The organism is Pantoea sp. X-Soil-TKNS-1280 (genome assembly GCF_059730475.1).
In genome coordinates, this window is sequence record NZ_AP035962.1 from 1063845 (window position 1) to 1088655 (window position 24811).

Sequence of the window (24811 nt, forward strand, 5' to 3'; positions counted from 1 at the left end):
GATTGTCTTTTTTATCTGATAAGCCGTGTGAGTATAAATAATGGGTTATTGTGGGTAATTGACCGGGATTATCGCCTGTTTATCCAGCGCCTGGCTGAAGGTATTCAGTGTCGATTGATAAGGACACAAGGTGCCGACATCGGTAATTCGACAGTTTTTCTCATGCCACTCCTCGCGCAGCAACGGATGGCGATCGTCTACCGGGGCTAAGTGCCGCAGATCATCCAGACTTTGTGCCTGGAAGTAGATATGTAAAAAACGCTCGCCAGTTTGCGTATCACGCCAGCGTTCGAACACCAGGCTACTGCCGGGTGGAACATTGCCACGGGAATACCCCGGCAACTGCCAGCTGAAGTTCATCAGCGTTCGCACACGAGCAATATTGGTATCGTGCGCCACCAATAGCAGCCAGCGGGTAGCCGGTGACGCGTGCTGTGCCGGGCCGACACCCTGTTCCAGCCCTTTAATGATGGCATCCAGCAAAATCGATCCACGGCGCTGTGCCAGATAAGGGACGTCGTTGCTGAGATCATAGCTGGCGGTCAAAATCGGTAACAGTGCGGTGATCTGGCTGGAGGCGGTGATATTGCCCCATGCCAGCTGGCTGAGCGGCAGGTTTTCGCTCCAGCCCAGCCGCAGAGTTTCCACCATACTGGCCAGCACGCTCAGGCCCTGTACATAAGTGTGTCCTTTTTTGGTTTGTTTCAGCTGCCACGGGCGATCAAACTGGGCGCAGTCGTTACCGGGCGCACAAACCGCCTGTTTAAGCAGCTGCACAGCGGGTTGCAGCTGCTGTTGCAGTGCCGCCAGATCACCGGCTTTAGCCACCATCGCGGCATATTCCCTGGAGGGATCGAGGTCAGCAAAGGGCAAATCCTCCGACTGGAACAGTGGGTCTATATCGCCATCAACATGATGTATCGCGACCCCACAGCCAGGAAATGCACCATCAACCAGCGCCTGTGCGGTGGCGCGCGTGCGCTGTTTGGGGCTGGCACGCACGTAAATTTCGTCGCCAGCAGGACAGCCCTGGGTCAGCAGACCGAGCTGTCGATAATGCTCGCCTTCCCAACGACCTTTGTTCACCACTGCGGCGTAACCGTGTCCGGTCAGTTCACCGTCGGCAGTGACCCAGCGTGTCCAGGGGCGATCGGTTGCCGCTTCGATCTCTTTACGATTGCCGGGAGTGGGGGGACGCACGCCGTGTCGGCTGAGCTCCACTACTTTTTCCAGCTGATAGTGATCGGCAGCCTGACTGCTACCGATCAACAGCCACAGCGCACTGACCAGCAGCAAAGACGAACGCATGGACATCGGTGAATCCTTTTATAAGCGGGCAGAGGAGGCTGGTAGCAGCGCTTTCAGCTGTGGATAGAGCGTCGCATTGGTCAGCAGCACCGGATTGCCGTTTTTCAGCCCGTCGTTGTGCAGATAATCATTGGTGACGCCGCCTGCTTCACGCATCAGGACGATGCCTGGCAAACCGTCCCACGGGTGCATATGGGCTTCGAAATAGCCGATCAGACGCCCGGCAGCGGCCCAGGCGCTCATCAGCGCACCCGAACCGGTACGGATAAACATGCCACCCTGTTGCAGCAGGGCAGAAATAAAGTTTGTAAGAGGTTCTGGCGGCTGGCTGTTGGAGCTGCTGATACCCAGCACCCCCTGATCCAGCTGCCGGGCGCTATGTACCTGGATACGTTTGTCATTAACCCAGGCACCTTTGCCGCGGCAGGCATGAAACAATTCGTGATGATTGGGATCGCACACCACGCCAATCACCGCTTCATTTTCACACACGATGGCCAGCGACACGCACCAGTTATGCAGACCATTAATAAAACAGCTGGTGCCATCGATCGGATCCACCACCCAGATAAAGCGCGCACCTTCCGTCTCGCCGCCGCTTTCTTCGCCCAGCACCGCGTCTTCGGGAAAACGCTCGGCAATCAGAGATTTAATCAGCTGTTCCACATTGCGATCGGCTTCACTGACCACATCCTGGAGGTCCTTCTTATGCTCAATCACCAGTTGGTGGCGCTGCTGATACCAGGAAAGCGCGCGACTGGCGGCAGCTTTGGCGACATCACAGGCATAGTGATAACGCGCGTCAAGTTCAGTAAGTGATGCTGATGACATCTTTCCCTCTTATGATTTGCGACAGGCGAACCAGGTTAAATCGCCCGGACAGGCGAATTGGCTGTGTGATCCAGGTAACGAAAGTTAAGAAAGGCTTCATTAAGCCGCAGATAAAAGCGGCTGGCAAGAGGGGCGATGGATTCGAAATGCGTTATAGCTGTTGCGTGCGTGCCAGCGCCATCAGACGCGGATAGAACTGAAAGAACTGTTGCTCCAGCCCGGCATAGTGTTCAACGAAATCCTGATATGAATCGCGCAGTGCTTTGAGGCGCGGGCGGCGCAGTGCCATGCCATTCAGTACCCGCGCCAGACGCGCAGGTTCAGCATAATGTTCAAACCAGCGATCGCGCCACATCACATCATTCAGCTCGATAAACCCTTCCGGTGTGCCGTTCAACTGAGGAACAATGTCCCGTTCGGCATCGGCGGTAAAGGCCACCAGCGATTGCTCTGGATGTATTTTATCCCAGTGACGTGCCAGGAAATGGTCCCAGATAACGTCCAGCGTAATCGGCGCGACACGTCGGGTTTCGGCACGGAACCACTGACGCGCTTCGCGTACTTCCGGCAAATTATCGGTCATGATGTCGAGACGCCGGTGCAGCATGATGCCATCGGCAACCGGGGTCGGCCAGTCCTCATGCGGGTTACCGCGCACAAAGTCGGCCATTAAGTTACCGAGCAGTGAGCTGTCAGCCAGATGGGCCAGATGAAGGTGAGCAAGAAAGTTCATGGCGCATTATAGCCAGAATCAACGAGACGCAGCCAGTTGTTCAGAATTAGTCGCTTTTCCGCTAAACTATGCCGCCTGTTTTTAGTCCTGAAGAAGTGAAGTATGCGTGTAGCCGATTTTGCCTTTGAGTTGCCGGAATCTTTGATCGCCCATTATCCCCAGGCGCAGCGTAGCGGTTGCCGTCTGTTGTCGCTGGATGGCCCGAGCGGCGCGCTCAGCCACGGTGTGTTTACCGATGTACTGGATAAACTCAATCCGGGGGATCTGTTGGTTTTCAACAACACCCGCGTCATTCCCGCGCGCGTTTTTGGTCGCAAGGCCAGCGGCGGCAAAATCGAAATGCTGGTGGAGCGCATGCTGGATGACAAACGCGTGCTGGCGCATGTGCGTGCTTCAAAAGCACCGAAGCCGGGTACCGAATTGTTGCTGGGCGATGATGAAAGCGTCAAAGCCACCATGGTCGCGCGTCATGATGCGTTGTTCGAGATCGTGTTTGAAGACGACCGTGCGGTGCTGGATATCCTGAATAGCGTCGGCCATATGCCGTTGCCGCCTTATATTGATCGTCCGGATGAAGATGCCGATCGTGAGTTGTACCAGACAGTGTACAGCGCGCGTCCGGGTGCGGTGGCCGCGCCGACAGCGGGCCTGCACTTTGACGAGCCTTTACTGGAGGCGCTGAAAGCCAAAGGCGTCGAAATGGCCTTTGTCACGCTGCACGTGGGGGCGGGCACATTCCAGCCGGTGCGGGTGGAAACCATCGAAGATCACACCATGCACGCGGAATACGCCGAAGTGCCGCAGGACGTGGTGGATGCGGTACTGGCCTGTAAAGCACGGGGTAATAAAGTGGTCGCGGTTGGCACCACCTCGGTGCGGTCGCTGGAAAGTGCAGCGCAGGCAAGCAAAGATGCGCTGATTGCACCGTTCTTCGATGATACCCAGATTTTTATATATCCCGGTTATCAGTACCAGGTGATTGATGCCCTCATCACCAATTTCCATCTGCCGGAATCTACCCTGATTATGCTGGTATCGGCGTTTGCCGGTTATCAGCACACCATGGCGGCCTATCATGCGGCGGTCACGGAGCAGTACCGTTTCTTTAGCTACGGGGATGCCATGTTCATCACCCGTAATATGAATGCACCTGACGAAAACGTCGGGGTTTAAAAATCAGACTGTCTCTCTGATGAGGTCATTGTGAAATTTGAGTTAGATACTACCGACGGGCGCGCACGCCGTGGCCGTCTGGTTTTTGATCGTGGCGTGGTGGAAACCCCGGCATTTATGCCAGTGGGCACCTATGGCACAGTAAAAGGCATGACGCCGGAAGAAGTCCAGGATACGGGTGCACAGATTATCCTCGGCAATACTTTCCACCTCTGGCTGCGCCCAGGGCAGGAAATCATGAAGCTGCATGGCGATCTACATGATTTCATGCAGTGGAAAGGACCTATCCTTACCGATTCGGGCGGTTTCCAGGTGTTCAGCCTGGGTGATATCCGTAAGATCACCGAAGCCGGTGTGCATTTCCGCAACCCGATCAATGGCGATCCGATTTTCCTCGATCCGGAAAAGTCGATGGAGATTCAGTTCGACCTCGGTTCCGATATCGTCATGATCTTCGATGAATGTACGCCTTACCCGGCCGACTGGGACTACGCGAAGCGCTCAATGGAGATGTCGCTGCGCTGGGCAAAACGCAGCCGCGACCGCTTTGACTCACTTGGCAACAAAAATGCGCTGTTTGGCATCATTCAGGGCAGTGTTTACGAAGATTTACGTGATGTCTCCGTCAAAGGTCTGGTAGAGATTGGCTTTGATGGGTACGCTGTGGGCGGCCTGGCGGTGGGTGAACCAAAAGAAGACATGCACCGCATCCTGGAACACGTCTGTCCGCAAATTCCGCACGACAAACCGCGTTATTTGATGGGCGTTGGCAAGCCGGAAGATCTGGTGGAAGGCGTTCGTCGCGGTATCGATATGTTTGACTGCGTTATGCCGACGCGTAACGCGCGTAACGGTCATCTGTTCGTCACCGATGGCGTGGTGAAAATCCGTAATGCGAAGCATAAAGATGATACCTCGCCACTCGATGCCGAGTGTGATTGTTACACCTGTCGCAATTACAGCCGTGCATACTTGCATCATCTCGATCGCTGTAACGAAATACTGGGCGCACGTCTGAACACCATCCACAATCTGCGCTATTACCAGCGCCTGATGGCGGGTTTACGCAAGGCTATCGAAGAGGGTAAATTAGAGCACTTTGTTAGCGAGTTCTATCAACGGACGGGCAAAGCGGTTCCACCGTTAAACGTCTGATAATTCATCAATGAGGGAAATTTAATGAGCTTTTTCATTTCTGACGCTGTGGCTGCAGCAGGCGCACCGTCTCAGGGAAGTCCTTATTCTCTGGTGATCATGCTGGTGGTCTTTGGTCTGATCTTTTACTTCATGATTCTGCGTCCGCAGCAGAAGCGTTCGAAAGATCACAAGAAATTGATGGATTCCATCTCCAAAGGGGATGAAGTGCTGACCAGCGGTGGTTTAGTGGGTCGCGTGACCAAAGTGGCAGAAACTGGCTACATCTCTATCGCCCTGAACGACACCACTGAAGTAGTGATTAAACGTGATTTCGTGGCTGCCGTTCTGCCGAAAGGCACCATGAAGGCGCTGTAATTTTTTCTTCCCGAAGGAAACTGCCGTGTTAAACCGTTATCCTTTGTGGAAGTACATCATGCTGGTCGTCGTGATTCTCGTCGGCCTGCTCTATGCGCTTCCCAACCTTTATGGTGAGGATCCGGCCGTTCAAATCACTGGTGCGCGCGGTGGCGCCGCCAGTGAGCAAACGTTGGATCAGATCCAGACTGCATTACAAAAAGATAATATTCAGAGCAAATCCCTCGTTCTGGAAAATGGCGCGATTCTTGCGCGCTTTGCTAATACGGATGTGCAGCTGCGCGCCCGTGAAGCGATTACCAATGTGCTTGGCGAGAACTACGTTGTTGCGCTCAACCTGGCTCCGGCTACCCCGCGCTGGCTGAGCATGCTGTCCGCAGAACCGATGAAACTCGGTCTTGATCTGCGCGGCGGCGTACACTTCCTGATGGAAGTGGATATGGATACCGCTCTGGGCAAACTGCAGGAGCAGAACGCCGACGGCCTGCGCAGTGACCTGCGTGATAAAGGCATCCCCTACGTTACCGTGAATAAAATCGCGAACTATGGCGTGGAAATCCGTTTCCGTGACGGCACCAGCCGTGATGCGGCCATCAGCTACCTGTCTTCGCGTCACCGTGATCTGGTGATCTCAAGCCAGGGGAGCGATACCCTGCGTGCGGTGATGACCGATGCTCGCCTGAGCGAAGCGCGTGAGTATGCGGTTCAGCAGAACATCAATATCCTGCGTAACCGTGTTAACCAACTCGGCGTAGCCGAACCGCTGGTGCAGCGTCAGGGTTCTGACCGCATTGTGGTTGAGTTGCCAGGTATTCAGGATACGGCGCGTGCCAAAGAGATTCTGGGTGCAACCGCAACCCTCGAATTCCGTCTGGTTAACACCACCGTTGACCCGAGCGCTGCGGCCAGCGGCCGTGTTCCGGGTGACTCTGAAGTGAAAATGACGCGTGATGGTCAGCCGGTTGTGCTGTACAAACGCGTGATTCTGACTGGTGACCACATCACGGATTCCACGTCGAGCATGGATGAGTACAACCAGCCGCAGGTGAACATTTCACTGGATGGCGCAGGCGGTAACATCATGTCTAACTTCACCAAGGACAACATCGGTAAGCCGATGGCGACCTTGTTCGTGGAGTACAAGGACAGTGGTAAGAAAGATGCCAACGGTCGTGCGATTCTGGTGAAACAGGAAGAAGTGATTAACGTGGCGAACATCCAGTCGCGCCTCGGTAACAGCTTCCGTATCACCGGCATCAGCAACCCGAACGAAGCTCGTCAGCTGTCGCTGCTGCTGCGTGCCGGTGCGCTGATTGCGCCGATTCAGATTGTGGAAGAGCGTACTATCGGCCCAACTATGGGTCAGCAGAACATCACACAAGGTCTCGAAGCCTGCCTGTGGGGTCTGATCGCCTCCATCATCTTTATGGTGGTGTTCTATAAGAAATTCGGTCTGATCGCCACCAGTGCTCTGCTGTGTAACCTGGTGCTGATTGTCGGCATCATGTCACTGCTGCCGGGGGCCACGCTCACCATGCCGGGTATTGCCGGTATCGTGCTGACGCTGGCGGTAGCGGTGGATGCGAACGTACTGATTAACGAACGTATTAAAGAAGAGTTGCGTAACGGGCGTTCCGTGCAGCAGGCGATTCATGAGGGGTACAAAGGTGCCTTCTCCAGTATCGTCGATGCTAACGTGACCACGCTGATTAAAGTCATCATTCTTTATGCGGTCGGTACCGGTTCAATCAAAGGTTTTGCGATCACCACGGCTATCGGTATCGCCACCTCCATGTTTACCGCTATCGTCGGCACCCGTGCCATCGTTAACCTGGTGTACGGCGGCAAACGCATCAACAAGCTGTCTATCTAAGGAGTGCGTTGTGGCACAGGAATACAGTATTGAACAGCTGAACCATGGGCGTAAGGTCGTTGACTTTATGCGCTGGGACACGCTGGCCTTTATCATCTCCGGTCTGCTGATTCTGGCGTCTATCGCCATCGTCAGCGTGCGAGGCTTCAACTGGGGCCTCGATTTTACCGGCGGGACGGTGATTGAGATCAACCTGGAAAAACCAGCCGAGCTGGATACCCTGCGCGTTGCGCTGGTGAAAGCAGGCTTCCAGGAACCCCTGGTGCAGAACTTTGGCAGCAGCCGTGACGTGATGGTACGCATGGCTCCGGTTCAGGGCCCGGCGGGTCAGGAACTGGGCAACAAAGTGGTGTCGGTGATTAACGAAACCGCACAGCAGAACGCCACCGTGAAGCGTATCGAGTTCGTTGGCCCGAGTGTGGGCAGCGATCTGGCGCAGGCGGGGGCGATGGCACTGATGTCGGCACTGATTGCGATTCTGATCTATATCGGTATTCGTTTTGAGTGGCGTCTGGCACTGGGTACCGTGCTGGCGCTGGCGCACGACGTGATCATCACCTGCGGCATTTTGTCGCTGGCACATATCGAGATCGACCTGACTATCGTCGCGTCGCTGATGTCGGTGATTGGTTACTCGCTCAACGATAAAATCGTGGTTTCCGACCGTATTCGTGAGAACTTCCGTAAGATCCGTCGCGGTTCTTCTTACGATATCACCAACGTGTCGCTGACCCAGACGCTGAGCCGTACTCTGATCACCTCGCTGACCACGCTGGCGATGATCCTGATCCTGTTCATCTTTGGTGGTGCGCTGCTGAGAGGCTTCTCGCTGACCATGTTGATTGGTGTGACCATTGGTACCATCTCATCAATCTATGTCTCTTCAGCGCTGGCGCTGAAACTGGGCATGAAGCGTGAACATATGCTGGTGCAGAAAGTGGAGAAAGAGGGCGCCGATCAGCCTTCGATCATGCCGTAACTGTCAATCAGAACGATCACGGGCTGCCTAAGGGCGGCCCGTTTTTTTATATTCAATCAGCCAAACTCACTGGCGATCAGGGTGTCGTTGCGCTGGTCACATCATGAACACGGATATAGCCGAGCTGTTCAGGAGACAGTCCGCTGAGGCGCAGCGGTACGGTCACGGAACTGCGTGGCACCAGGCTGGCGGGCACGCTGATGGTTTGGCTCAGGCTGTCTGCATTGAGCGGTTTGCCGCTGGCCGGGTCCATTTCACCCCAGACCACGGTCGCGTTCAGCGCCGGAACCGGTTTGTCGTCTGTTGAGCGAATATTCAGATTGGCACGACTGCCGCTGGCTTCACCCTCTACGCGCGTGAGTGACAGGCGTAATTTGCCCAGCTGGGTTTGCAGCTCCACCGGCGTGTTGGCCTGGGGTAGCAACCATGCGCCCTGGCTGGATTGGCTATTCAACTGCCCCTGAATTTCCAGCGCACTGGCCTGATTGGTTAGCTGACGCATTTGCTGATTCAGCTGACTGACTTCCCGATGCAGTTGTTTGACCTGCGGTGAAACCGGGGTTGAACTACAACCACTCAAAACCAGCAAAGAAAGCGCTGCCGGCGCCCATAACATCCTGATCGTCATGCAATGTCCTTTCCATTGTTGGGAAAACCTCATGTTGCGCGATAAATCGCACCGCGACAACCCGTGCACTGTATCGTAGCGGCGTGATTTATCACGCTGTTTTAACCATTACCGTCCTTTTCCTGTCAACGCATTTTGTCGAAATCGAGATCGGCGCTACACTGTATGGCCCAAATTCTCGCGACAGGAAACGTCATGCATTGCCCATTCTGCTCCGCTGTGGACACCAAAGTGATTGATTCGCGCCTGGTCAGTGAAGGCTCCTCAGTGCGTCGTCGTCGCCAGTGTCTGGTGTGCCATGAGCGTTTTACCACCTTTGAAGTGGCTGAGCTGGTGATGCCGCGCGTGGTAAAAAGCAACGATGTGCGTGAACCCTTCAACGAAGATAAGCTCAGCAGCGGCATGATGAAGGCGCTGGAGAAGCGTCCTGTCAGCGCCGATGCGGTGGAAAGCGCGGTTAATCATATTAAAACGCAGCTGCGCGCCACCGGTGAGCGCGAAATTCCCAGTAAACTGATCGGCAATCTGGTGATGGATGAACTGAAGAAGCTCGATAAAGTGGCTTACATCCGTTTCGCGTCGGTTTACCGCAGTTTTGAAGATATTCGTGATTTTGGCGAAGAGATCGCCCGCTTACAGGATTAATTCATGACCGACGAACGCTATATGGCGCGCGCGCTGGAACTGGCGCGTCGCGGACGCTTTACTACCACACCGAACCCCAATGTCGGCTGTGTGATTGTGCGTGATGGCGAGATTGTCGGTGAAGGCTGGCATCAGCGTGCCGGAGAACCCCACGCAGAAGTTCATGCGCTGCGTATGGCTGGCGATAAAGCCAGGGGCGCTACCGCCTATGTCACTCTCGAACCCTGTAGCCATCATGGCCGGACCCCGCCTTGTTGTGATGCGTTGATAGCCGCCGGTGTCAGCCGCGTAGCGGCTGCGATGCAGGATCCTAATCCGCAGGTGGCCGGTCGAGGCCTTTACCGTTTGCAGCAGGCAGGCATTGAGGTGAGCCACGGTTTGATGATGAATGAAGCTGAAGCGCTCAATCGCGGTTTCCTGAAACGCATGCGTACCGGATTTCCGTGGATCCAGCTCAAGCTGGGTGCCTCACTGGATGGCCGCACTGCGATGGCAAGTGGCGAAAGCCAGTGGATCACTTCTGCAGCGGCAAGGCGCGATGTGCAACGTTTTCGTGCCCAAAGTTCAGCTATTCTTAGCACCAGCAGCACGGTGCTGGCGGATAATCCGTCGCTCACGGTGCGCTGGGGCGAGTTGAATGATGAAGTACGCCAGCAGCTGGATGAAAACCAGCTGCGTCAGCCGGTGCGGGTAGTGATCGATAGCCAGCAGCGTGTGACGCCGCAACATCAGTTGATTGACAAGCCGGGCGAAACCTGGCTGATGCGTAGCCAGGCGGATCAACAGGCCTGGCCTGCAAGTGTCAGCCAGATTGTCGTGCCGCAGCGTGAAGGCCAGCTGGATTTGGTGGCAATGATGATGTTGCTTGGTCAGCGCCAGATTAACAGCGTCTGGGTTGAAGCCGGTGCGTCGCTTGCCGGTGCGCTGTTACAGGCCGGATTGGTGGATGAGTTGATTATTTATCTGGCACCGAAGCTGCTGGGTAATGCCGCGCGCGGCCTGTGTGAACTGCCGGGTCTGGAGCGTCTTGCCGATGTTCCTGCCCTGAATTTTAGCGATGTGCGCCTGGTGGGCGAAGACCTGCGTCTGACCCTGACCCCGCGCTGAAAAGCCTGAGCGCGTCGCCAAAGAGTATGATAGAATCCGCCCCCTTCTCGGGGCTTAACTCCGAAGGATATGTATGAAAGTTATCGAAGCTCCTGTTGCCACGCCTGATGCCAGCATCGCCATCGTAATTGCGCGTTTTAACAACTTCATCAATGACAGCCTGCTGGACGGTGCGGTTGATGCGCTGAAACGTATCGGCCAGGTGAAAGACGAAAACATCACCATCGTCTGGGTACCGGGCGCTTATGAACTGCCACTGGCGGCGCGTGCGCTGGCCAAAACCGGTAAACATGACGCCATCGTTGCGCTGGGTACCGTGATCCGTGGCGGCACTGCACACTTTGAATATGTGGCCGGTGAAGCCAGCTCAGGTATCGCCAACGTGGCAATGACCAGCGATATCCCGGTGACCTTTGGCGTGTTGACCACAGAAAACATCGAGCAGGCGATTGAACGCGCCGGCACGAAAGCGGGTAATAAAGGTGCCGAAGCGGCCCTGACTGCACTCGAAATGATTAACGTATTGAAAGCCATCAAAGCCTGATTTTTGTAAGGGGAATTTTGTGAAACCTGCTGCTCGTCGTCGCGCCCGTGAGTGCGCTGTCCAGGCGCTTTACTCCTGGCAGTTGTCCAACAACGACATTGCCGATGTGGAATACCAGTTTCTGGCGGAACAAGACGTCAAAGACGTCGATATTAGCTACTTCCGCGAACTGCTGGGCGGTGTGGCGACCAACAGCGCATACCTGGATGGTTTGATGAAACCTTACCTGTCGCGCCAGCTGGAAGAGCTGGGCCAGGTTGAGAAAGCCATCCTGCGTATTTCGCTGTATGAGCTGAGCAAGCGTGCTGATGTGCCGTACAAAGTGGCCATCAACGAGGGTATCGAACTGGCAAAAGTATTCGGCGCGGAAGACAGCCATAAATTTGTCAACGGCGTGCTGGATAAAGCGGCTCCACAAATCAGACCCAACAGAAAATAGTGCAAGAGGCCGGATTCCCGGCCTTTTTTCATTGAGACCTGACTATGTCCTGTGGTGAATTCGAACTGATCGCACGTTATTTTAACCGCGTCACCAGCTCCCGCCGCGATGTGGAGAAGGGCATTGGTGATGACTGCGCGTTACTGAACGTGCCAGAAAAACAGACGCTGGCCATCAGCACCGACACGCTGGTGGAAGGCGTGCATTTCCTGCGTGATATCCATCCTGCCGATTTGGGCTACAAAGCTGTCGCGGTCAATCTGAGCGATCTGGCGGCGATGGGAGCCGATCCGGCATGGCTGACGCTGGCACTGACGCTGCCGGAAGTCAACGAAAGCTGGCTGGCGGCGTTCAGCGATAGCCTGTTCGAGCTGCTTGATTACTACGATATGCAGCTGATCGGTGGTGATACCACCCGTGGCCCGTTAAGCATGACGCTGGGTATTCACGGCCTGGTGCCGACAGGTCGGGCGCTGAAACGCTCCGGTGCGAAGCCAGGCGACTGGATTTTTGTCACTGGTACGCTGGGAGATAGCGCAGCCGGTCTGGCGCTGTTGCAGCATCGCTACCGTCTGTCTGATCCGGCGGTGCATGAAACCCTGATTAAGCGCCATCTGCGCCCAATGCCGCGTGTACTTCAGGGGCAGGCACTGCGTAATCTGGCGACCTCGGCTATTGATGTGTCAGACGGATTGCTCTCCGATCTTGGCCATATCCTGCAAGCCAGCCGCGTTGGTGCACGACTCAATCTGGAAGCATTGCCGCTCTCAGCGGCGCTGCGTGACCATTTCGAGCTGCCGCAGGTGCAGCGCTGGGCGCTCACTGGCGGTGAAGACTACGAACTGTGCTTTACCGTGCCGGAAGTGAATCGTGGCGCGCTGGATGTGGCGCTGGGCCATCTCGGTGTTCCCTATACCTGCATTGGTCAGATAGCGCCGGAAGCGGATGGACTCACGTTGCTGGAACATGGCAAACCGGTCAGCTTCAATTACAAAGGATTTGATCACTTTGACGTTAAATAAAGATGTGGCGAAAGGTCGCCTGCGGATGTCCAATCCGTGGCATCTGCTGGCGACCGGATTTGGCAGTGGCCTCAGCCCGGTCGTGCCGGGCACCATGGGATCGCTGGCGGCGATCCCTTTCTGGTGGCTGATGACCTTTTTACCGCTCCAGATTTATTCCCTGGTGGTGCTGATCGGCATCAGCGTGGGAGTGTATTTGTGTCATCGTACTGCCAAAGATATGGGTGTTCACGACCACGGCAGCATCGTCTGGGACGAGTTTATCGGCATGTGGATCACGCTGATGGCGATACCGATGATGAGCTGGCAGTGGGTGCTGGCGGGCTTTGTCATTTTCCGCATTCTGGATATGTGGAAGCCCTGGCCGATCCGCTGGTTCGATCAGAATGTGCATGGCGGCATGGGGATTATGGTCGATGACATTATCGCCGGGGTAATTTCCGCGGCGATTTTGTACGGGTTAGGGCATGCGATGGCTTAAGCTATTCAAACCCCACCACTGGATGCGGTTGATAAACCGTCTCCAGTTCGGCGATATCGGTTGAACTTAGTTCCACATCCACCGCTTTCACCAGCTCATCAAACTGCTCAGCGCGTGAAGCGCCGATAATTGGCGCAGTTACTGCCGGTTTATGCAACAGCCACGCCAGTGCGACCTGAGCACGCGTCACGCCTTTATCGGCGGCGATGGTGGCAAGACGCTCTGCGATGGCGGCATCATTCTCCTCGGTGTTGCTGTAGAGTTTTGCCATCACATTATCTGAAACGGAACGTGCGGTAGTTTCTCCCCATGGGCGTGTCAGTTTGCCGCGCGCCAGCGGGCTCCACGGCAGTACCGCAATCCCTTCACGCAGGCACAGCGGATGCATTTCGTTCTCTTCCTCACGCTGAATCAGGTTGTATTGATCCTGCATGCTGACAAAACGCGCCCAGCCTTCATCCGCCTGTAACTGGAGCGCCTGCTCAAATTGCGACGCATGCATTGATGATGCGCCGATATAGCGCGCTTTACCTGCTTTAACCACGTCATGCAACGCTTCCAGCGTCTCTTCAATCGGCGTGTCGTAATCCCAGCGGTGAATTTGCAGCAGATCGACATACTCCATGCCGAGGCGTGTCAGGCTGTCATCAATCGATTGCAGGATATTTTTGCGTGATAGGCCCTGCGACAGATTACTCAGCGGAAAATAAACCTTGGTGGCGACAACGATATCTTCGCGGCGGGCAAAATCTTTCAACGCCCGTCCGACAATCTCTTCACTGCTGCCATCGGAATAGGAATTGGCGGTATCGAAAAAATTAATTCCGGCGTCCAGCGCTTGTTTAATCAGGGGGCGGCCACTTTCCTCCGGCAGCGTCCAGGCGTGATTACCACGCATCGGATCGCCAAAGGTCATGCAGCCTAAACACAGGCGTGAAACCTGTAAGTCGGTGTTGCCTAAGGGGATGGTTTTCATGAAGGCTCCTGCTGCGATGCTTAAGGGAAATCGATCCCTAAGCATAGCAGCAGGTCCGCTCATCGGTCGATGAGCGGAGAGGGGACTATTGTGCCAGCCAGGCGGTGATTTGCTGCTGAATACCGGCGGCATCCAGCTGATAATCGTGACGCACTTCTTCCTGGGTCCCCTGAGGGATGAACTCATCGGGCAGGCCGAGGTTCAGTACCGGGATGCCGAGGCGCTTCGCCATGACAAACTCGTTAACGCCGCTGCCCGCGCCGCCCATGATCGCCCCTTCTTCCAGGGTGATCAGCGCGTCGTGGCTGCCCGCCAGTTCAGCGATCAATGCCTCATCCAGCGGTTTAACAAAACGCATATCGACCAGGGTGGCATTCAGTGCTTCTGCCGCCGCTGCCGCTTCGGGTAACAGTGTGCCGAAGTTGAGAATAGCCAGTTTCTCGCCCTGGCGCTTCACCACGCCTTTGCCCAGCGGCAGGCTTGCCAGCGGGTCCAGCGTTGCTCCGGTGCCGGTGCCGCGCGGATATCGCACTGCACTCGGACCCTCCTGATAATGGTAACCGGTGTACAGCATCAGGCGACATTCGTTCTCGTCGCTGGGCGTCATGATCACCATTCCCGGAATGCAACGCAGATACGCCAGATCAAACGCACCCTGGTGGGTTTGTCCATCCGCGCCGACGATACCGCCACGGTCAATGGCAAACAGCACCGGCAGCTTCTGGATCGCCACATCGTGGATCACCTGATCGTAGGCACGTTGCAGGAAGGTGGAGTAAATCGCCACAATCGGTTTGTAGCCGCCGATAGCCATACCCGCAGCAAATGTCACCGCGTGCTGTTCCGCAATCGCTACGTCGAAGTATTGCTGTGGATAGTCGCGGGAAAAACCGACCATGCCGGAGCCTTCACGCATCGCCGGGGTGATCGCCATTAGACGGGGGTCATCCGCAGCTATCTCGCACAGCCAGCTGCCGAATACTTTTGAATAGCTCGGTAAACCGCCCGCGCTTTTCGGCAATGAACCGCTGGCCGGATCGAATTTGGGCACCGCATGCCAGGTGATCGGATCTTCTTCCGCCGGGGCGTAGCCTTTGCCTTTTTTGGTCATGATGTGCAGGAACTGCGGGCCTTTCAGGTCACGCATGTTCTTCAGCGTACTGACCAGCGCCAGTACATCGTGACCGTCTACCGGGCCGATGTAGTTAAAACCGAGTTCTTCAAACAGCGTCCCCGGCACCACCATACCTTTCAGATGTTCTTCGGTCCGTTTGACCAGTTCTTTGATCGGCGGCAGGTTGTCGAGCACCCGTTTGCCACCTTCGCGCAGGCGGGAATAGGTTTTACCGGAGAGAATTTGCGCCAGACGGTTGTTGAGCGCCCCCACGTTTTCAGAGATCGACATCTCGTTATCGTTGAGGACCACCAGCATATCCGGCTTAATGTCGCCCGCGTGGTTCATGGCCTCAAACGCCATGCCTGCGGTGATCGCACCATCGCCAATGATGGCGGCGGTGCGGCGGCCTTTGCCTTCACGCTCGGCAGCGGCAGCCATACCCAGAGCGGCGCTGATGGAGGTGGATGAGTGACCGACGCTCAGTACGTCGTATTCGCTCTCTTCGCGCCACGGGAAGGGATGCAGGCCATTTTTCTGGCGAATGGTGCCGATACGATCGCGGCGACCGGTCAGAATTTTATGCGGATAAGCCTGATGGCCTACGTCCCACACCAGATGGTCAAACGGGGTGTTGTAAACATAATGCAGCGCCACTGTTAGCTCGACGACGCCCAGACCCGAAGCGAAGTGACCACTGGAGCGGCTGACGCTGTCCAGCAGATACTGACGCAGCTCGTCACACAAAGCCGGAAGCTTCTCTTTTGGCAGTAAACGTAATTCCTGTACCGTGCCTGCCAGCGCCAGTGTCGGGTATTTTGCAATATCAAAACTCATCAGAGACTCATTATGAAAGTTATTTATCGCGTTCAATTATGAAGCTAGCCAGCGCTTGTAATGCTGTGGTGTTGAAAGATTGCGCGGCCAGAATATCCAGCGCGCCCAGTGCCTCCTGATAGAGGTCCCAGGCTTTTTGACGGGCGTTATCCAGCCCCATCAGCGCCGGATAGGTACTCTTGCCCAGTGCCTCATCGGCACCCTGGGTTTTACCCAGTACGGCGGTGTCGCCAACCACATCCAGAATGTCATCCTGGACCTGAAACGCCAGCCCGATGGCATTAGCATACACGTCCAGCACTGGCAGGGCAGCGCGGCCTTGCTCACCTGCCGTCAGCGCGCCAAGGCGGACTGCGGCGCGAATCAGTGCGCCGGTTTTATGGCGGTGGATCTGCTCCAGTTTCGCCAGGTCGATGTTTTTACCTTCAGCAGCAAGATCCAGCGCCTGTCCGCCGCACATCCCGGCCACGCCACTGGCCTGCGCCAATTCCGAGATCATGCTAATACGGGCTTCTGCACTGACGCCAGGCATTGGTTGGTCGGCCAGAATAGAAAACGCCAGAGTTTGCAGGGCATCGCCAGCGAGAATTGCCGTGTCTTCACCATATTTAATATGGCAGGTTGGCTGCCCGCGGCGCAATGCATCGTCATCCATCGCAGGCAGATCGTCATGAATTAAAGAGTAAGCATGGATACATTCAACCGCTGCAGCGGGCGCATCCAGACTGGCCGGATCGGCCTTCAGCATCTCACCCGTGGCGTAGACCAGAAAAGGGCGCAGACGCTTACCGCCTAATAGTGCCCCATATTGCATGGCATTCACCAGAGGAGAACTCTGAAAAGGAAGTGGATCTAACAGGCGCGTCAGCGCAAGGTTCACGCGTTCGTGATAGGCGCTCAGCAGTTCAGGAAAATCCATCAGTTATCTTCCGGGGTAAAAGGGGCGAGCGCGGCGTCTTTATCATCGCTGAGCAGAATCTGCACGCGCTGCTCTGCCTGTTGCAGGGTTTGCTGACCACTACGTGCCAGCTGAACACCGCGTTCAAATTCTTTCAGCGCCTCTTCCAGCGGCAGCTCACCACTCTCCAGGCGGCTGACGATTTGTTCCAGCTGCTGTATTGCGCTTTCAAAACTGGCAGGCGCTTCGGCTTTTTTCGGCATAATCAGTGTCGACTCACAGGTTGGGACATCATCTTGCAGTCGGTCATGGTAGCCGACGAGGATTAATTAGCAAAATAATGAATGTGACTGCGGTTGCAGAAGAAGTCACCTGACAAAGGTGATATACTCTCGCGCCTCGGATGCGGGTGCTCCTGCTTAACCCGCAATTATATGATTTTAACAGCTAAGTGCCGATGCTTTTAGCACTTATTTGCCCAAACGAACCTGTGTCGCCATGAAGTTTATCATCAAGCTCTTCCCCGAAATCACCATCAAGAGTCAGTCGGTGCGACTGCGCTTTATCAAGATTCTGACCGGGAACATTCGTAACATTCTTCGTACCCTGGATGATGACGTCGCGGTAGTGCGTCACTGGGACCATATTGTGGTACGGGCGAAGAATGAGTCGCTGCGCGAAACGGTGATTGCCGAGCTGACGCGCATTCCTGGCATTCATCATGTGCTGGCGGTGGAAGATCATGAATACACCGACATGCATAACATCTTCGAGCAGACGCTGGCGTTATATCGTGACCGTCTCGAAGGCAAAAGCTTCTGTGTGCGTGTGAAACGCCGTGGCAAACACGACTTCAGCTCGCAGGATGTGGAGCGTTACGTCGGTGGCGGTCTGAACCAGCATATCGAAACCGCGCGCGTGCAGCTGAATCACCCGGATGAAACGGTCAATCTGGAGATTGATAACGATCGTCTGTTGCTGATCACCGGCCGTTATGAAGGGCTGGGTGGCTTCCCGATTGGTACCCAGGAAGATGTGCTATCGCTAATTTCCGGTGGCTTTGACTCCGGCGTCTCCAGCTACATGCTGATGCGGCGTGGTTGCCGTGTGCATTATTGCTTCTTCAACCTCGGCGGCGCAGCGCATGAAATTGGCGTACGTCAGGTGGCGCATTATCTGTGGCAGCGTTTTGGTCGTTCGCATCGCGTGCGTTTTGTCGCCATCAATTTTGAACCGGTGGTGGGCGAGATTCTGGAGAAGGTCGATGACGGCCAGATGGGCGTGGTGCTGAAGCGTATGATGGTGCGTGCCGCGTCAATGGTTGCTGAACGCTACGGCGTGCAGGCGTTGGTCACCGGCGAGGCGCTGGGCCAGGTATCGAGCCAGACCCTAACCAACCTGCGTTTGATCGACAACGCATCGGACACGCTGATTCTGCGTCCACTGATTTCGCACGACAAAGAACACATCATCAAACTGGCGCGTGAAATTGGCACTGAAGATTTTGCCCGTACCATGCCGGAATATTGTGGCGTGATTTCGAAAAGCCCGACGGTGAAAGCGGTGAAAGCGAAGATCGAAGCGGAAGAACAACATTTCGATTTCGCGATTCTCGATCGTGTGGTGCAGGAAGCCAGCAACGTTGATATCCGCGACATCGCCGAGCAGGCTGATGAAGAAGTGGCGGAAGTGGAGACGGTGGCGTCATTCACGAATAATGATGTGGTACTGGATATCCGCTCGATCGATGAACAGGATGACACTCCGCTGGCGCTGGAAGGCGTGGAAGTGAAATCACTGCCATTCTACAAACTCAGCACCCAGTTTGGCGATCTTGACCAGAGCAAAACCTGGTTGCTGTATTGCGATCGTGGCGTGATGAGCCGTTTGCAGGCGCTGTACCTGCATGAGCAGGGTTTTAAAAATGTGAAGGTTTATCGACCGTAACGTCGATAAACCTCTGTAGCGGCGCGATTTATCGCGCGGGTTTAATTGAACCGCGCAATAAATTGCACTGCTACGATTCCTGATAATCATAAATCCCGGCCGCCAGCACCAGTTGTGATGCCACTTCGCGCGCTTTGTCCTTATCTACCAGTAAATCAATCAGCTTCAGCGCAAAATCAATCGAGGTACCCGGTCCCTGGCTGGTCAGCAGATTGACACGCGGATCCCACACCACCCGACGCTCCATCCATTTCCCTTCCGGGATGGTCTCTTTCAGGCCGGGAAAACCCGTCATATTACCCACCGGGAACAGATCATGTGGTATCAGCACCGTGCCGGGTGCGGCGCAAATCGCCGCGACAATCCGACCGGAAAGATGAAACTGGCGCACGGTTTCCACCAGCAATGGACTGTCGCGAAAGGTTTCTGCCCCTTTTAAACCGCCCGGCAGGACGATGGCGGCAAAATCATTATCCGCCACTTCCACTAACGGCGCGTCGGCCAGCAGGCGGACGCCACGCGAGCAGACGATCTCCCGGCTGCCATCGCTTTCGACACTGGCGGTGGTGACCTGCAAACCGCCACGCACCAGTAAATCGATGGTGGTGACCGCTTCGGTCTCTTCACTGCCATGTGCCAGGCAAACCAGAACCGATGCGTTCGTGCTCATATTGGGACTCCTTGCGTTTAATCAGGTCATACAAACGGGTGTTCTCCGGCAACGCGATGCCCTGCGCCCGTGCGCGGCGCAGCAGGTAGCCGGTGATGTAATCAATTTCGGTCTGACGTTGCGCACGTACATCCTGCAGCATCGATGAAACGTTAGCTGCGGTGGTGTCGATCACGTCATAGATGATGTCGCGCAGATTATCGACGGCAATATGATGGCCTTCACGCTCCATCACCCAGGCGATTTCTTCACACAATGTTGCAATCTGTTCAGGATAAGCGCGCAGCGCGCCGTTCTGGCAATCGTGTTCCACTGTCATGGGATTGATTACGCAGTTTACCGCCAGCTTACGCCAGCAGGCAGCGGCGATGTGGTTATGCCAGGCGACATCCGGCAGGGCCTGATGGAGGATATCGGCAATATCGCTTAGCGCCTCACTCTCGCGGCTGGTCGGGCCGATATGAGTAATGCCCTGCGCCACATGTTTGATCACTGTGCCATCGCGCATCGCCGCATGGGTGGTAATGCCGCGCAGCAGCGGCTGCTGGATATCTTTCAGCTCATCCAGCGTGCCCATGCCGTTGTGCAGCAGCAGAATCGGCGCATGGGCGGGCAGTACGCTTTGCAGGTTCTTTACCGCCGGTGAGACCTGAGGTGCCTTCAACGTCACCAGCAATAGCTGGCTCTCCGCCAGAAACAGCGGGTCATTGGCGATAAAAGTATGGTTACTGACCTGTCCTTCGGGATCGATCACATTGACCGAACAGTAAGGTTGCGGCACCCGCAACCAGCCCTGAACATCATGTCCCTGGCGTGCGAGTGCGGCGAGCCAAATCTGACCCAGGGCGCCGCAACCCAACACGGTAATTTTCATATTGCCTCCCGCTGGCGGGTTATTGTTTTTACACTCACCATCAATTATAGCTTTCGGTGTAGCGTGTTTTATTCGCGTGACAAGACGCGTATTATGCATGTCACTTTAGCGTCAGGAGAAGACAAGATGCCATCTTTCGATATCGTTTCCGAAGTCGAATTGCAGGAAGTCCGTAATGCGGTGGAAAATGCCAGCCGTGAACTGTCTACCCGTTTTGATTTCCGCAACGTCAGCGCCAGCATTGAGCTGAACGAAAAGAATGAGACCATCAAAATCACCACGGAGTCTGATTTTCAGGTCAAACAGCTGGTGGATATTTTAAGAGAAAAACTGCTGAAGCGCGGGATTGAAGGGGCAGCGATTGACGTCCCGGAAGAGATCGAGCACAGCGGCAAAAGCTGGAGCGTCGAAGCCAAACTGAAAAAAGGCATCGAAAGCGACGTGGCGAAGAAGCTGGTCAAGCTGATTAAAGACAGCAAACTCAAAGTGCAGACCCAGATTCAGGGTGATGAACTGCGCGTGACCGGTAAGTCGCGTGACGATCTACAAGGCGCTATGGCACTGGTGCGCGGCGGCAACCTCGGCCAGCCTTTCCAGTTCAAAAACTTCCGCGATTAATCGCGTTTGTCGCGTGCAGCACGGCGATAGAGCGTGCTGCGCGCGACACCTAACGCCTCGGCGGTTTTGCTGATATTGCCGTTAAAGCGTTGCAACGTTGCGGCGATCAGCCGTTCATCATGACTTTGCCTGTCCTCAGCTACCGGGGCCGCCCTGCGGTATTCGGCTGGCAAATGTACTTCACTGACTTCTTCCCCTTCATCCGCCAGCGCAAGTAACACGCGCAGCAGGCTGCGTAGCTGACGCACATTGCCCGGCCAGGGAAGCTGTGCCAGGGAAGCCAGTAACGCGGGTGCCAGCTGGATGTCGCGTTCTCCGCCCCCCAGCTCAAGCCACAGGCGGTGAATGAAGCCGGTGAGATCCGGCCATTCACGCAACGGCGGGATGGTCATCGAGAATTCCTGCAGGCGATAAAGTAAATCTTCCCGGAACTCACCTTCAGCAACGCGTTGCGCCAGATCGCGGTGGGTGGCACAAATCACCGCAAAGTTTACCGGCCAGCTGCGGCTGGAGCCCAGCGGCGCTACCTCTTTTTCCTGCAATACCCGCAGCAGACGGGTTTGCAGTGCCAGCGGCATATCGCCAATTTCATCGAGGAACAGCACGCCCCCATCGGCTTCACGGATCTTACCGATGTAGCCATTTTTACCTGCACCGGTGAAGGCACCCGGCTGATAGCCAAACAATTCGGACTCAATCAGCGATTCGGGGATGGCGGCACAGTTAATGGCGACAAATTTACCCTCACGCCAGCGGCTCTGCTGATGCAATGCCCGGCTGACATACTCTTTGCCGCTGCCGGTTTCACCGTGAATACACAATGAAACCCCGGCATTTAGCAGACGCACCATTTTTTCGCCGTCACGACGTAGCGAGAAGGGCAGGTCGCTGTGCGGATCGGCTGGGGTAGCAAAATGGGTGCGATGCGGTGCGCGCAGACGGAAATACCAGGCTTGCGCGCCATAATGCAGTGGCAGCGGGATGGTGTTGGCTGCCTGCTCTTGCTGCGGGAACAGTTGCTGGAAAGTCAGACAACCGAGCTGCTCAGCGCTGAGTGCCAGTTCCCGCATTGCCAGGCGATTAGCTGCCATCAATACATTATCGGAAAACACCAGCAGCAGCTCGTCGCTGGTATCAATGCCCTGCGGTTCGCGATGCAGGCTCATCAGCCACTGCTGTGGATGCAGACTCTGCTTCACCCACAGATACTCAATTTGTTTCGCGGCAGCTTTTACCCAACTAAAGGTTTGCGGGTGAGGGAAGTGGGCCGGGCCGGAGATATCCAGCACGCCCGCAATCTGACCATTGGGCATCTGCAACGGCATGGCGGCGCAGTACAGCCCCTGATTGCGCGTCAGGAAATGCTGATGACCATCGATTTCGCAGCCGTCGTCAATCGCCAGCGCGGTACCGATGGCATTGGTGCCGCGTCCGCATTCGCTCCATAAATTGCCGGGCGCCAGCGCATAACGTTGTGCTTTTTCCATCGACTGCATATCGCCAAAGGTATGGAGCACCATGCCACTGGCATCGGAGAGAATCACAACCGATTGCAGTTCTGCCATCTTTTGCGCCAGCTGTTTGATCACTGGCTGGGCAAACTGCTGTAACCCAAGATTATTCGCCAGCAGGTCTGCCAGTTCGCCCTGGCGTACACGGGGAAAATCATCAGCGGTGCGATCAAGACCGTAAAGCTGGCTGCGGAACCAGGAATCGCTCAGAAGCGGAGTGGAATCTACGGCTGGTGCAATCGCGACGGATGAATTTCCCTGCATTGGTAACCTCATGCCTTAGCAAAGTGTTGCGACATTGTAGCTATTTGGTTTTTTTGGTGTTGCGATATGCAACACAGATGGCGATTTTTACCGCACTATCCCATGCGCTCGTCAGGGGTAATCCATTTATAAACGACTGATTAACATTATCATTTTTTAGATTATCGCCAACTAAAAAAAACTGGCACGCCTGGTGCAATAACCTATCCGGCAGCGGGCTGTTCAACCTGTGACCCTCAGGTTGCCGCTGCCAGCTCCAGAACATCTGACCCTACATTAAGGAGTTTGCGATGCGTTATGCACATCCCGGTACGCCCGGTGCTTTGGTTTCTTTTAAAGCGACTTACGGCAACTACATTGCGGGCAAATTCACAGAGCCGCTGAGCGGCCAGTACTTCACCAACACCTCGCCAGTTGATGGCAGCGATATTGCGCAGTTCCCTCGTTCGGACGCGCGTGATATCGACTTAGCACTGGACGCTGCTCATCAGGCCGCCGACGCCTGGGGAAAAACCAGTGCCCAGCACCGTGCTAACCTGCTGTTACAGGTGGCCGACCGGATTGAAGCCAATCTGGAAATGCTGGCCGTTGCCGAAAGTTGGGATAACGGTAAGCCCATCCGTGAAACCCTGAATGCTGATCTACCGCTGGCAGCTGACCACTTCCGCTATTTCGCGGGTTGCCTGCGGGCGCAGGAAGGCAGCACGGCAGAGATTGATGAACATACCGTTGCCTATCATTTCCACGAGCCATTGGGCGTGGTCGGGCAAATTATCCCGTGGAACTTCCCACTGCTGATGGCAGCGTGGAAACTGGCTCCTGCGCTGGCGGCGGGTAACTGCGTGGTATTGAAACCGGCTGAGCAGACCCCGCTGGGTATTACGCTGCTGCTGGAGTTAATTGGCGATTTGTTCCCGGCAGGTGTGCTTAACGTGGTGCAGGGCTTTGGCCGCGAAGCCGGTGAAGCGCTGGCGACCAGTAAACGCATCGCCAAAATCGCCTTTACCGGCTCGACACCGGTGGGCCGTCATATCATGGCCTGTGCAGCGGAGAACATTATTCCCTGTACCGTGGAGCTGGGCGGTAAGTCACCCAACATCTATTTTGCCGATGTGATGGACGGTGAACCGGAATTTATCGAGAAAGCAGTGGAAGGACTGGTGCTGGGTTTCTTTAACCAGGGCGAAGTCTGTACCTGCCCGTCACGCGCCCTGATCCATGAATCGATTTATGCCCCCTTTATGGAGCGCGTGATGGCGAAGATCGCCACGATTCGCCGCGGCGATCCGCTGGATACCGAAACTATGATCGGTGCCCAGGCTTCCCGTCAGCAGTTCGATAAGATTCTCTCCTATATTGATATAGCGCGTCAGGAAGGCGGCCAGATCCTGACCGGTGGTGAACGTGCCAGCATTGCGCCTGCACTTGATAACGGCTTCTACATTCAGCCGACGTTGATCAAAGGTGACAACCAGATGCGTTGCTTCCAGGAGGAGATCTTTGGGCCAGTGATTGGTGTCACTACCTTCAAAGACGAAGCGGAAGCACTGGAAATTGCTAACCAGACGCAATTTGGCCTCGGTGCGGGCGTCTGGACACGAAACACTAATCTGGCTTATCGCATGGGGCGTAGTATTAAAGCCGGTCGCGTCTGGACCAACTGCTACCACATCTACCCGGCGCACGCTGCTTTTGGCGGTTACAAGCAATCCGGGGTGGGGCGCGAAACCCATAAGATGGCGCTTAACGCCTATCAGCAAACCAAAAACCTGCTTGTTAGCTATGACATCGCACCACTGGGCCTCTTTTAGGCCCACATCAGACCCT

Annotated in this window: 25 protein-coding genes; 14 read left to right on the top strand and 11 right to left on the bottom strand. The window is 55.5% G+C overall.

The window, feature by feature from the left end; translation table 11 throughout:
- Positions 1–45: 45 nt before the first annotated feature.
- The 3 genes from AC6I8X_RS04840 to AC6I8X_RS04850 form a co-directional block, all read right to left on the bottom strand.
- Positions 46–1308, bottom strand: a complete 1263-nt coding sequence (locus AC6I8X_RS04840) for a histidine-type phosphatase (protein WP_497841013.1) — start codon at positions 1306–1308, stop codon at positions 46–48.
- An 18-nt stretch (positions 1309–1326) separates the two neighbouring features.
- Positions 1327–2139 carry an inositol monophosphatase family protein gene (locus AC6I8X_RS04845; protein WP_313683630.1) on the bottom strand — a complete coding sequence of 271 codons (813 nt, stop codon included), beginning with the start codon at positions 2137–2139 and terminating at the stop codon, positions 1327–1329.
- Positions 2140–2290: 151 nt separating this feature from the next.
- Positions 2291–2872, bottom strand: coding sequence for an ACP phosphodiesterase (locus AC6I8X_RS04850; RefSeq protein WP_299457019.1), 582 nt, complete (start codon positions 2870–2872; stop codon positions 2291–2293).
- A 102-nt stretch (positions 2873–2974) separates the two neighbouring features.
- On the opposite strand from AC6I8X_RS04850, the gene queA reads away from it, so the two are divergent.
- The 5 genes from queA to secF are packed head-to-tail and all read left to right on the top strand — an operon-like array spanning position 2975 to position 8409.
- Positions 2975–4045, top strand: a complete 1071-nt coding sequence (gene queA / locus AC6I8X_RS04855) for a tRNA preQ1(34) S-adenosylmethionine ribosyltransferase-isomerase QueA (RefSeq protein ID WP_313682152.1) — start codon at positions 2975–2977, stop codon at positions 4043–4045.
- Between the two features lie 30 nt (positions 4046–4075).
- Entirely contained in the window at positions 4076–5200 is a 1125-nt protein-coding gene (gene tgt, locus AC6I8X_RS04860) for a tRNA guanosine(34) transglycosylase Tgt (protein ID WP_084873092.1), read from the top strand.
- 24 nt (positions 5201–5224) lie between these two features.
- A complete protein-coding gene (gene yajC / locus AC6I8X_RS04865) occupies positions 5225–5557 on the top strand; it encodes a preprotein translocase subunit YajC (RefSeq protein WP_084873094.1) in 333 nt (110 codons plus the stop codon).
- A 25-nt stretch (positions 5558–5582) separates the two neighbouring features.
- Positions 5583–7430, top strand: a complete 1848-nt coding sequence (gene secD / locus AC6I8X_RS04870) for a protein translocase subunit SecD (protein WP_084873096.1) — start codon at positions 5583–5585, stop codon at positions 7428–7430.
- Positions 7431–7440: 10 nt separating this feature from the next.
- Positions 7441–8409 (top strand): protein translocase subunit SecF, encoded by a 969-nt coding sequence (gene secF, locus AC6I8X_RS04875; protein WP_299457009.1) that lies wholly within the window; start codon positions 7441–7443, stop codon positions 8407–8409.
- Between the two features lie 76 nt (positions 8410–8485).
- Here the strand turns inward: secF and AC6I8X_RS04880 are convergent, their stop codons facing one another.
- Complete coding sequence (locus AC6I8X_RS04880) at positions 8486–9037, bottom strand: SadB/YajI family lipoprotein (protein ID WP_313682162.1); 552 nt, start codon at positions 9035–9037, stop codon at positions 8486–8488.
- A 195-nt stretch (positions 9038–9232) separates the two neighbouring features.
- On the opposite strand from AC6I8X_RS04880, the gene nrdR reads away from it, so the two are divergent.
- From nrdR to pgpA, 6 genes are all read left to right on the top strand, one after another.
- Positions 9233–9682, top strand: coding sequence for a transcriptional regulator NrdR (nrdR, locus tag AC6I8X_RS04885; protein ID WP_021185864.1), 450 nt, complete (start codon positions 9233–9235; stop codon positions 9680–9682).
- 3 nt (positions 9683–9685) lie between these two features.
- Positions 9686–10789 (top strand): bifunctional diaminohydroxyphosphoribosylaminopyrimidine deaminase/5-amino-6-(5-phosphoribosylamino)uracil reductase RibD, encoded by a 1104-nt coding sequence (gene ribD, locus AC6I8X_RS04890; protein WP_497840660.1) that lies wholly within the window; start codon positions 9686–9688, stop codon positions 10787–10789.
- 73 nt (positions 10790–10862) lie between these two features.
- Positions 10863–11333 carry a 6,7-dimethyl-8-ribityllumazine synthase gene (ribH, locus tag AC6I8X_RS04895; RefSeq protein WP_084873109.1) on the top strand — a complete coding sequence of 157 codons (471 nt, stop codon included), beginning with the start codon at positions 10863–10865 and terminating at the stop codon, positions 11331–11333.
- A 19-nt stretch (positions 11334–11352) separates the two neighbouring features.
- Positions 11353–11772, top strand: coding sequence for a transcription antitermination factor NusB (gene nusB, locus AC6I8X_RS04900; protein ID WP_084873111.1), 420 nt, complete (start codon positions 11353–11355; stop codon positions 11770–11772).
- 44 nt (positions 11773–11816) lie between these two features.
- Entirely contained in the window at positions 11817–12794 is a 978-nt protein-coding gene (gene thiL / locus AC6I8X_RS04905; protein ID WP_313682167.1) for a thiamine-phosphate kinase, read from the top strand.
- Positions 12739–13275: a phosphatidylglycerophosphatase A gene (pgpA, locus tag AC6I8X_RS04910; protein ID WP_299456996.1), complete on the top strand. Its 537-nt coding sequence runs from the start codon at positions 12739–12741 to the stop codon at positions 13273–13275. Before thiL ends, pgpA begins: the two co-directional genes overlap by 56 nt.
- A 1-nt stretch (position 13276) precedes the next feature.
- On the opposite strand, the gene AC6I8X_RS04915 is transcribed toward pgpA, so the two are convergent.
- The 4 genes from AC6I8X_RS04915 to xseB form a co-directional block, all read right to left on the bottom strand.
- Positions 13277–14251 carry an aldo/keto reductase gene (locus AC6I8X_RS04915; RefSeq protein WP_313682170.1) on the bottom strand — a complete coding sequence of 325 codons (975 nt, stop codon included), beginning with the start codon at positions 14249–14251 and terminating at the stop codon, positions 13277–13279.
- Positions 14252–14336: 85 nt separating this feature from the next.
- A complete protein-coding gene (dxs, locus tag AC6I8X_RS04920; protein WP_299456992.1) occupies positions 14337–16202 on the bottom strand; it encodes a 1-deoxy-D-xylulose-5-phosphate synthase in 1866 nt (621 codons plus the stop codon).
- 19 nt (positions 16203–16221) lie between these two features.
- Positions 16222–17121: a (2E,6E)-farnesyl diphosphate synthase gene (ispA, locus tag AC6I8X_RS04925; RefSeq protein WP_084873121.1), complete on the bottom strand. Its 900-nt coding sequence runs from the start codon at positions 17119–17121 to the stop codon at positions 16222–16224.
- A complete protein-coding gene (xseB, locus tag AC6I8X_RS04930; protein WP_084873123.1) occupies positions 17121–17363 on the bottom strand; it encodes an exodeoxyribonuclease VII small subunit in 243 nt (80 codons plus the stop codon). Before xseB ends, ispA begins: the two co-directional genes overlap by 1 nt.
- A gap of 235 nt (positions 17364–17598) precedes the next feature.
- On the opposite strand from xseB, the gene thiI reads away from it, so the two are divergent.
- On the top strand, positions 17599–19047 hold the full coding sequence (gene thiI, locus AC6I8X_RS04935; protein ID WP_497840661.1) for a tRNA uracil 4-sulfurtransferase ThiI: 1449 nt from the start codon (positions 17599–17601) through the stop codon (positions 19045–19047).
- A gap of 70 nt (positions 19048–19117) precedes the next feature.
- Here thiI and yajL read toward each other — a convergent pair whose 3' ends face one another.
- Together yajL and panE are read right to left on the bottom strand one after the other, a co-directional pair.
- Positions 19118–19717, bottom strand: a complete 600-nt coding sequence (yajL, locus tag AC6I8X_RS04940) for a protein deglycase YajL (protein WP_313682175.1) — start codon at positions 19715–19717, stop codon at positions 19118–19120.
- On the bottom strand, positions 19671–20591 hold the full coding sequence (panE, locus tag AC6I8X_RS04945; RefSeq protein WP_313682177.1) for a 2-dehydropantoate 2-reductase: 921 nt from the start codon (positions 20589–20591) through the stop codon (positions 19671–19673). The genes yajL and panE overlap by 47 nt, the downstream gene beginning before the upstream one ends.
- Positions 20592–20717: 126 nt before the next feature.
- Between panE and AC6I8X_RS04950 the strand changes: the two genes are divergently transcribed.
- The gene (locus tag AC6I8X_RS04950) at positions 20718–21209 is read left to right on the top strand and encodes a YajQ family cyclic di-GMP-binding protein (protein WP_084873131.1); all 492 of its coding nucleotides are present in this window, start codon (positions 20718–20720) and stop codon (positions 21207–21209) included.
- Here the strand turns inward: AC6I8X_RS04950 and AC6I8X_RS04955 are convergent.
- Positions 21206–22984: a sigma-54-dependent Fis family transcriptional regulator gene (locus AC6I8X_RS04955; RefSeq protein WP_313682179.1), complete on the bottom strand. Its 1779-nt coding sequence runs from the start codon at positions 22982–22984 to the stop codon at positions 21206–21208. The two genes, AC6I8X_RS04950 and AC6I8X_RS04955, sit on opposite strands and share 4 nt — an antisense overlap.
- A 290-nt stretch (positions 22985–23274) precedes the next feature.
- Between AC6I8X_RS04955 and exaC the strand changes: the two genes are divergently transcribed.
- The gene (gene exaC, locus AC6I8X_RS04960) at positions 23275–24795 is read left to right on the top strand and encodes an acetaldehyde dehydrogenase ExaC (protein ID WP_313682181.1); all 1521 of its coding nucleotides are present in this window, start codon (positions 23275–23277) and stop codon (positions 24793–24795) included.
- Positions 24796–24811: the final 16 nt, after the last annotated feature.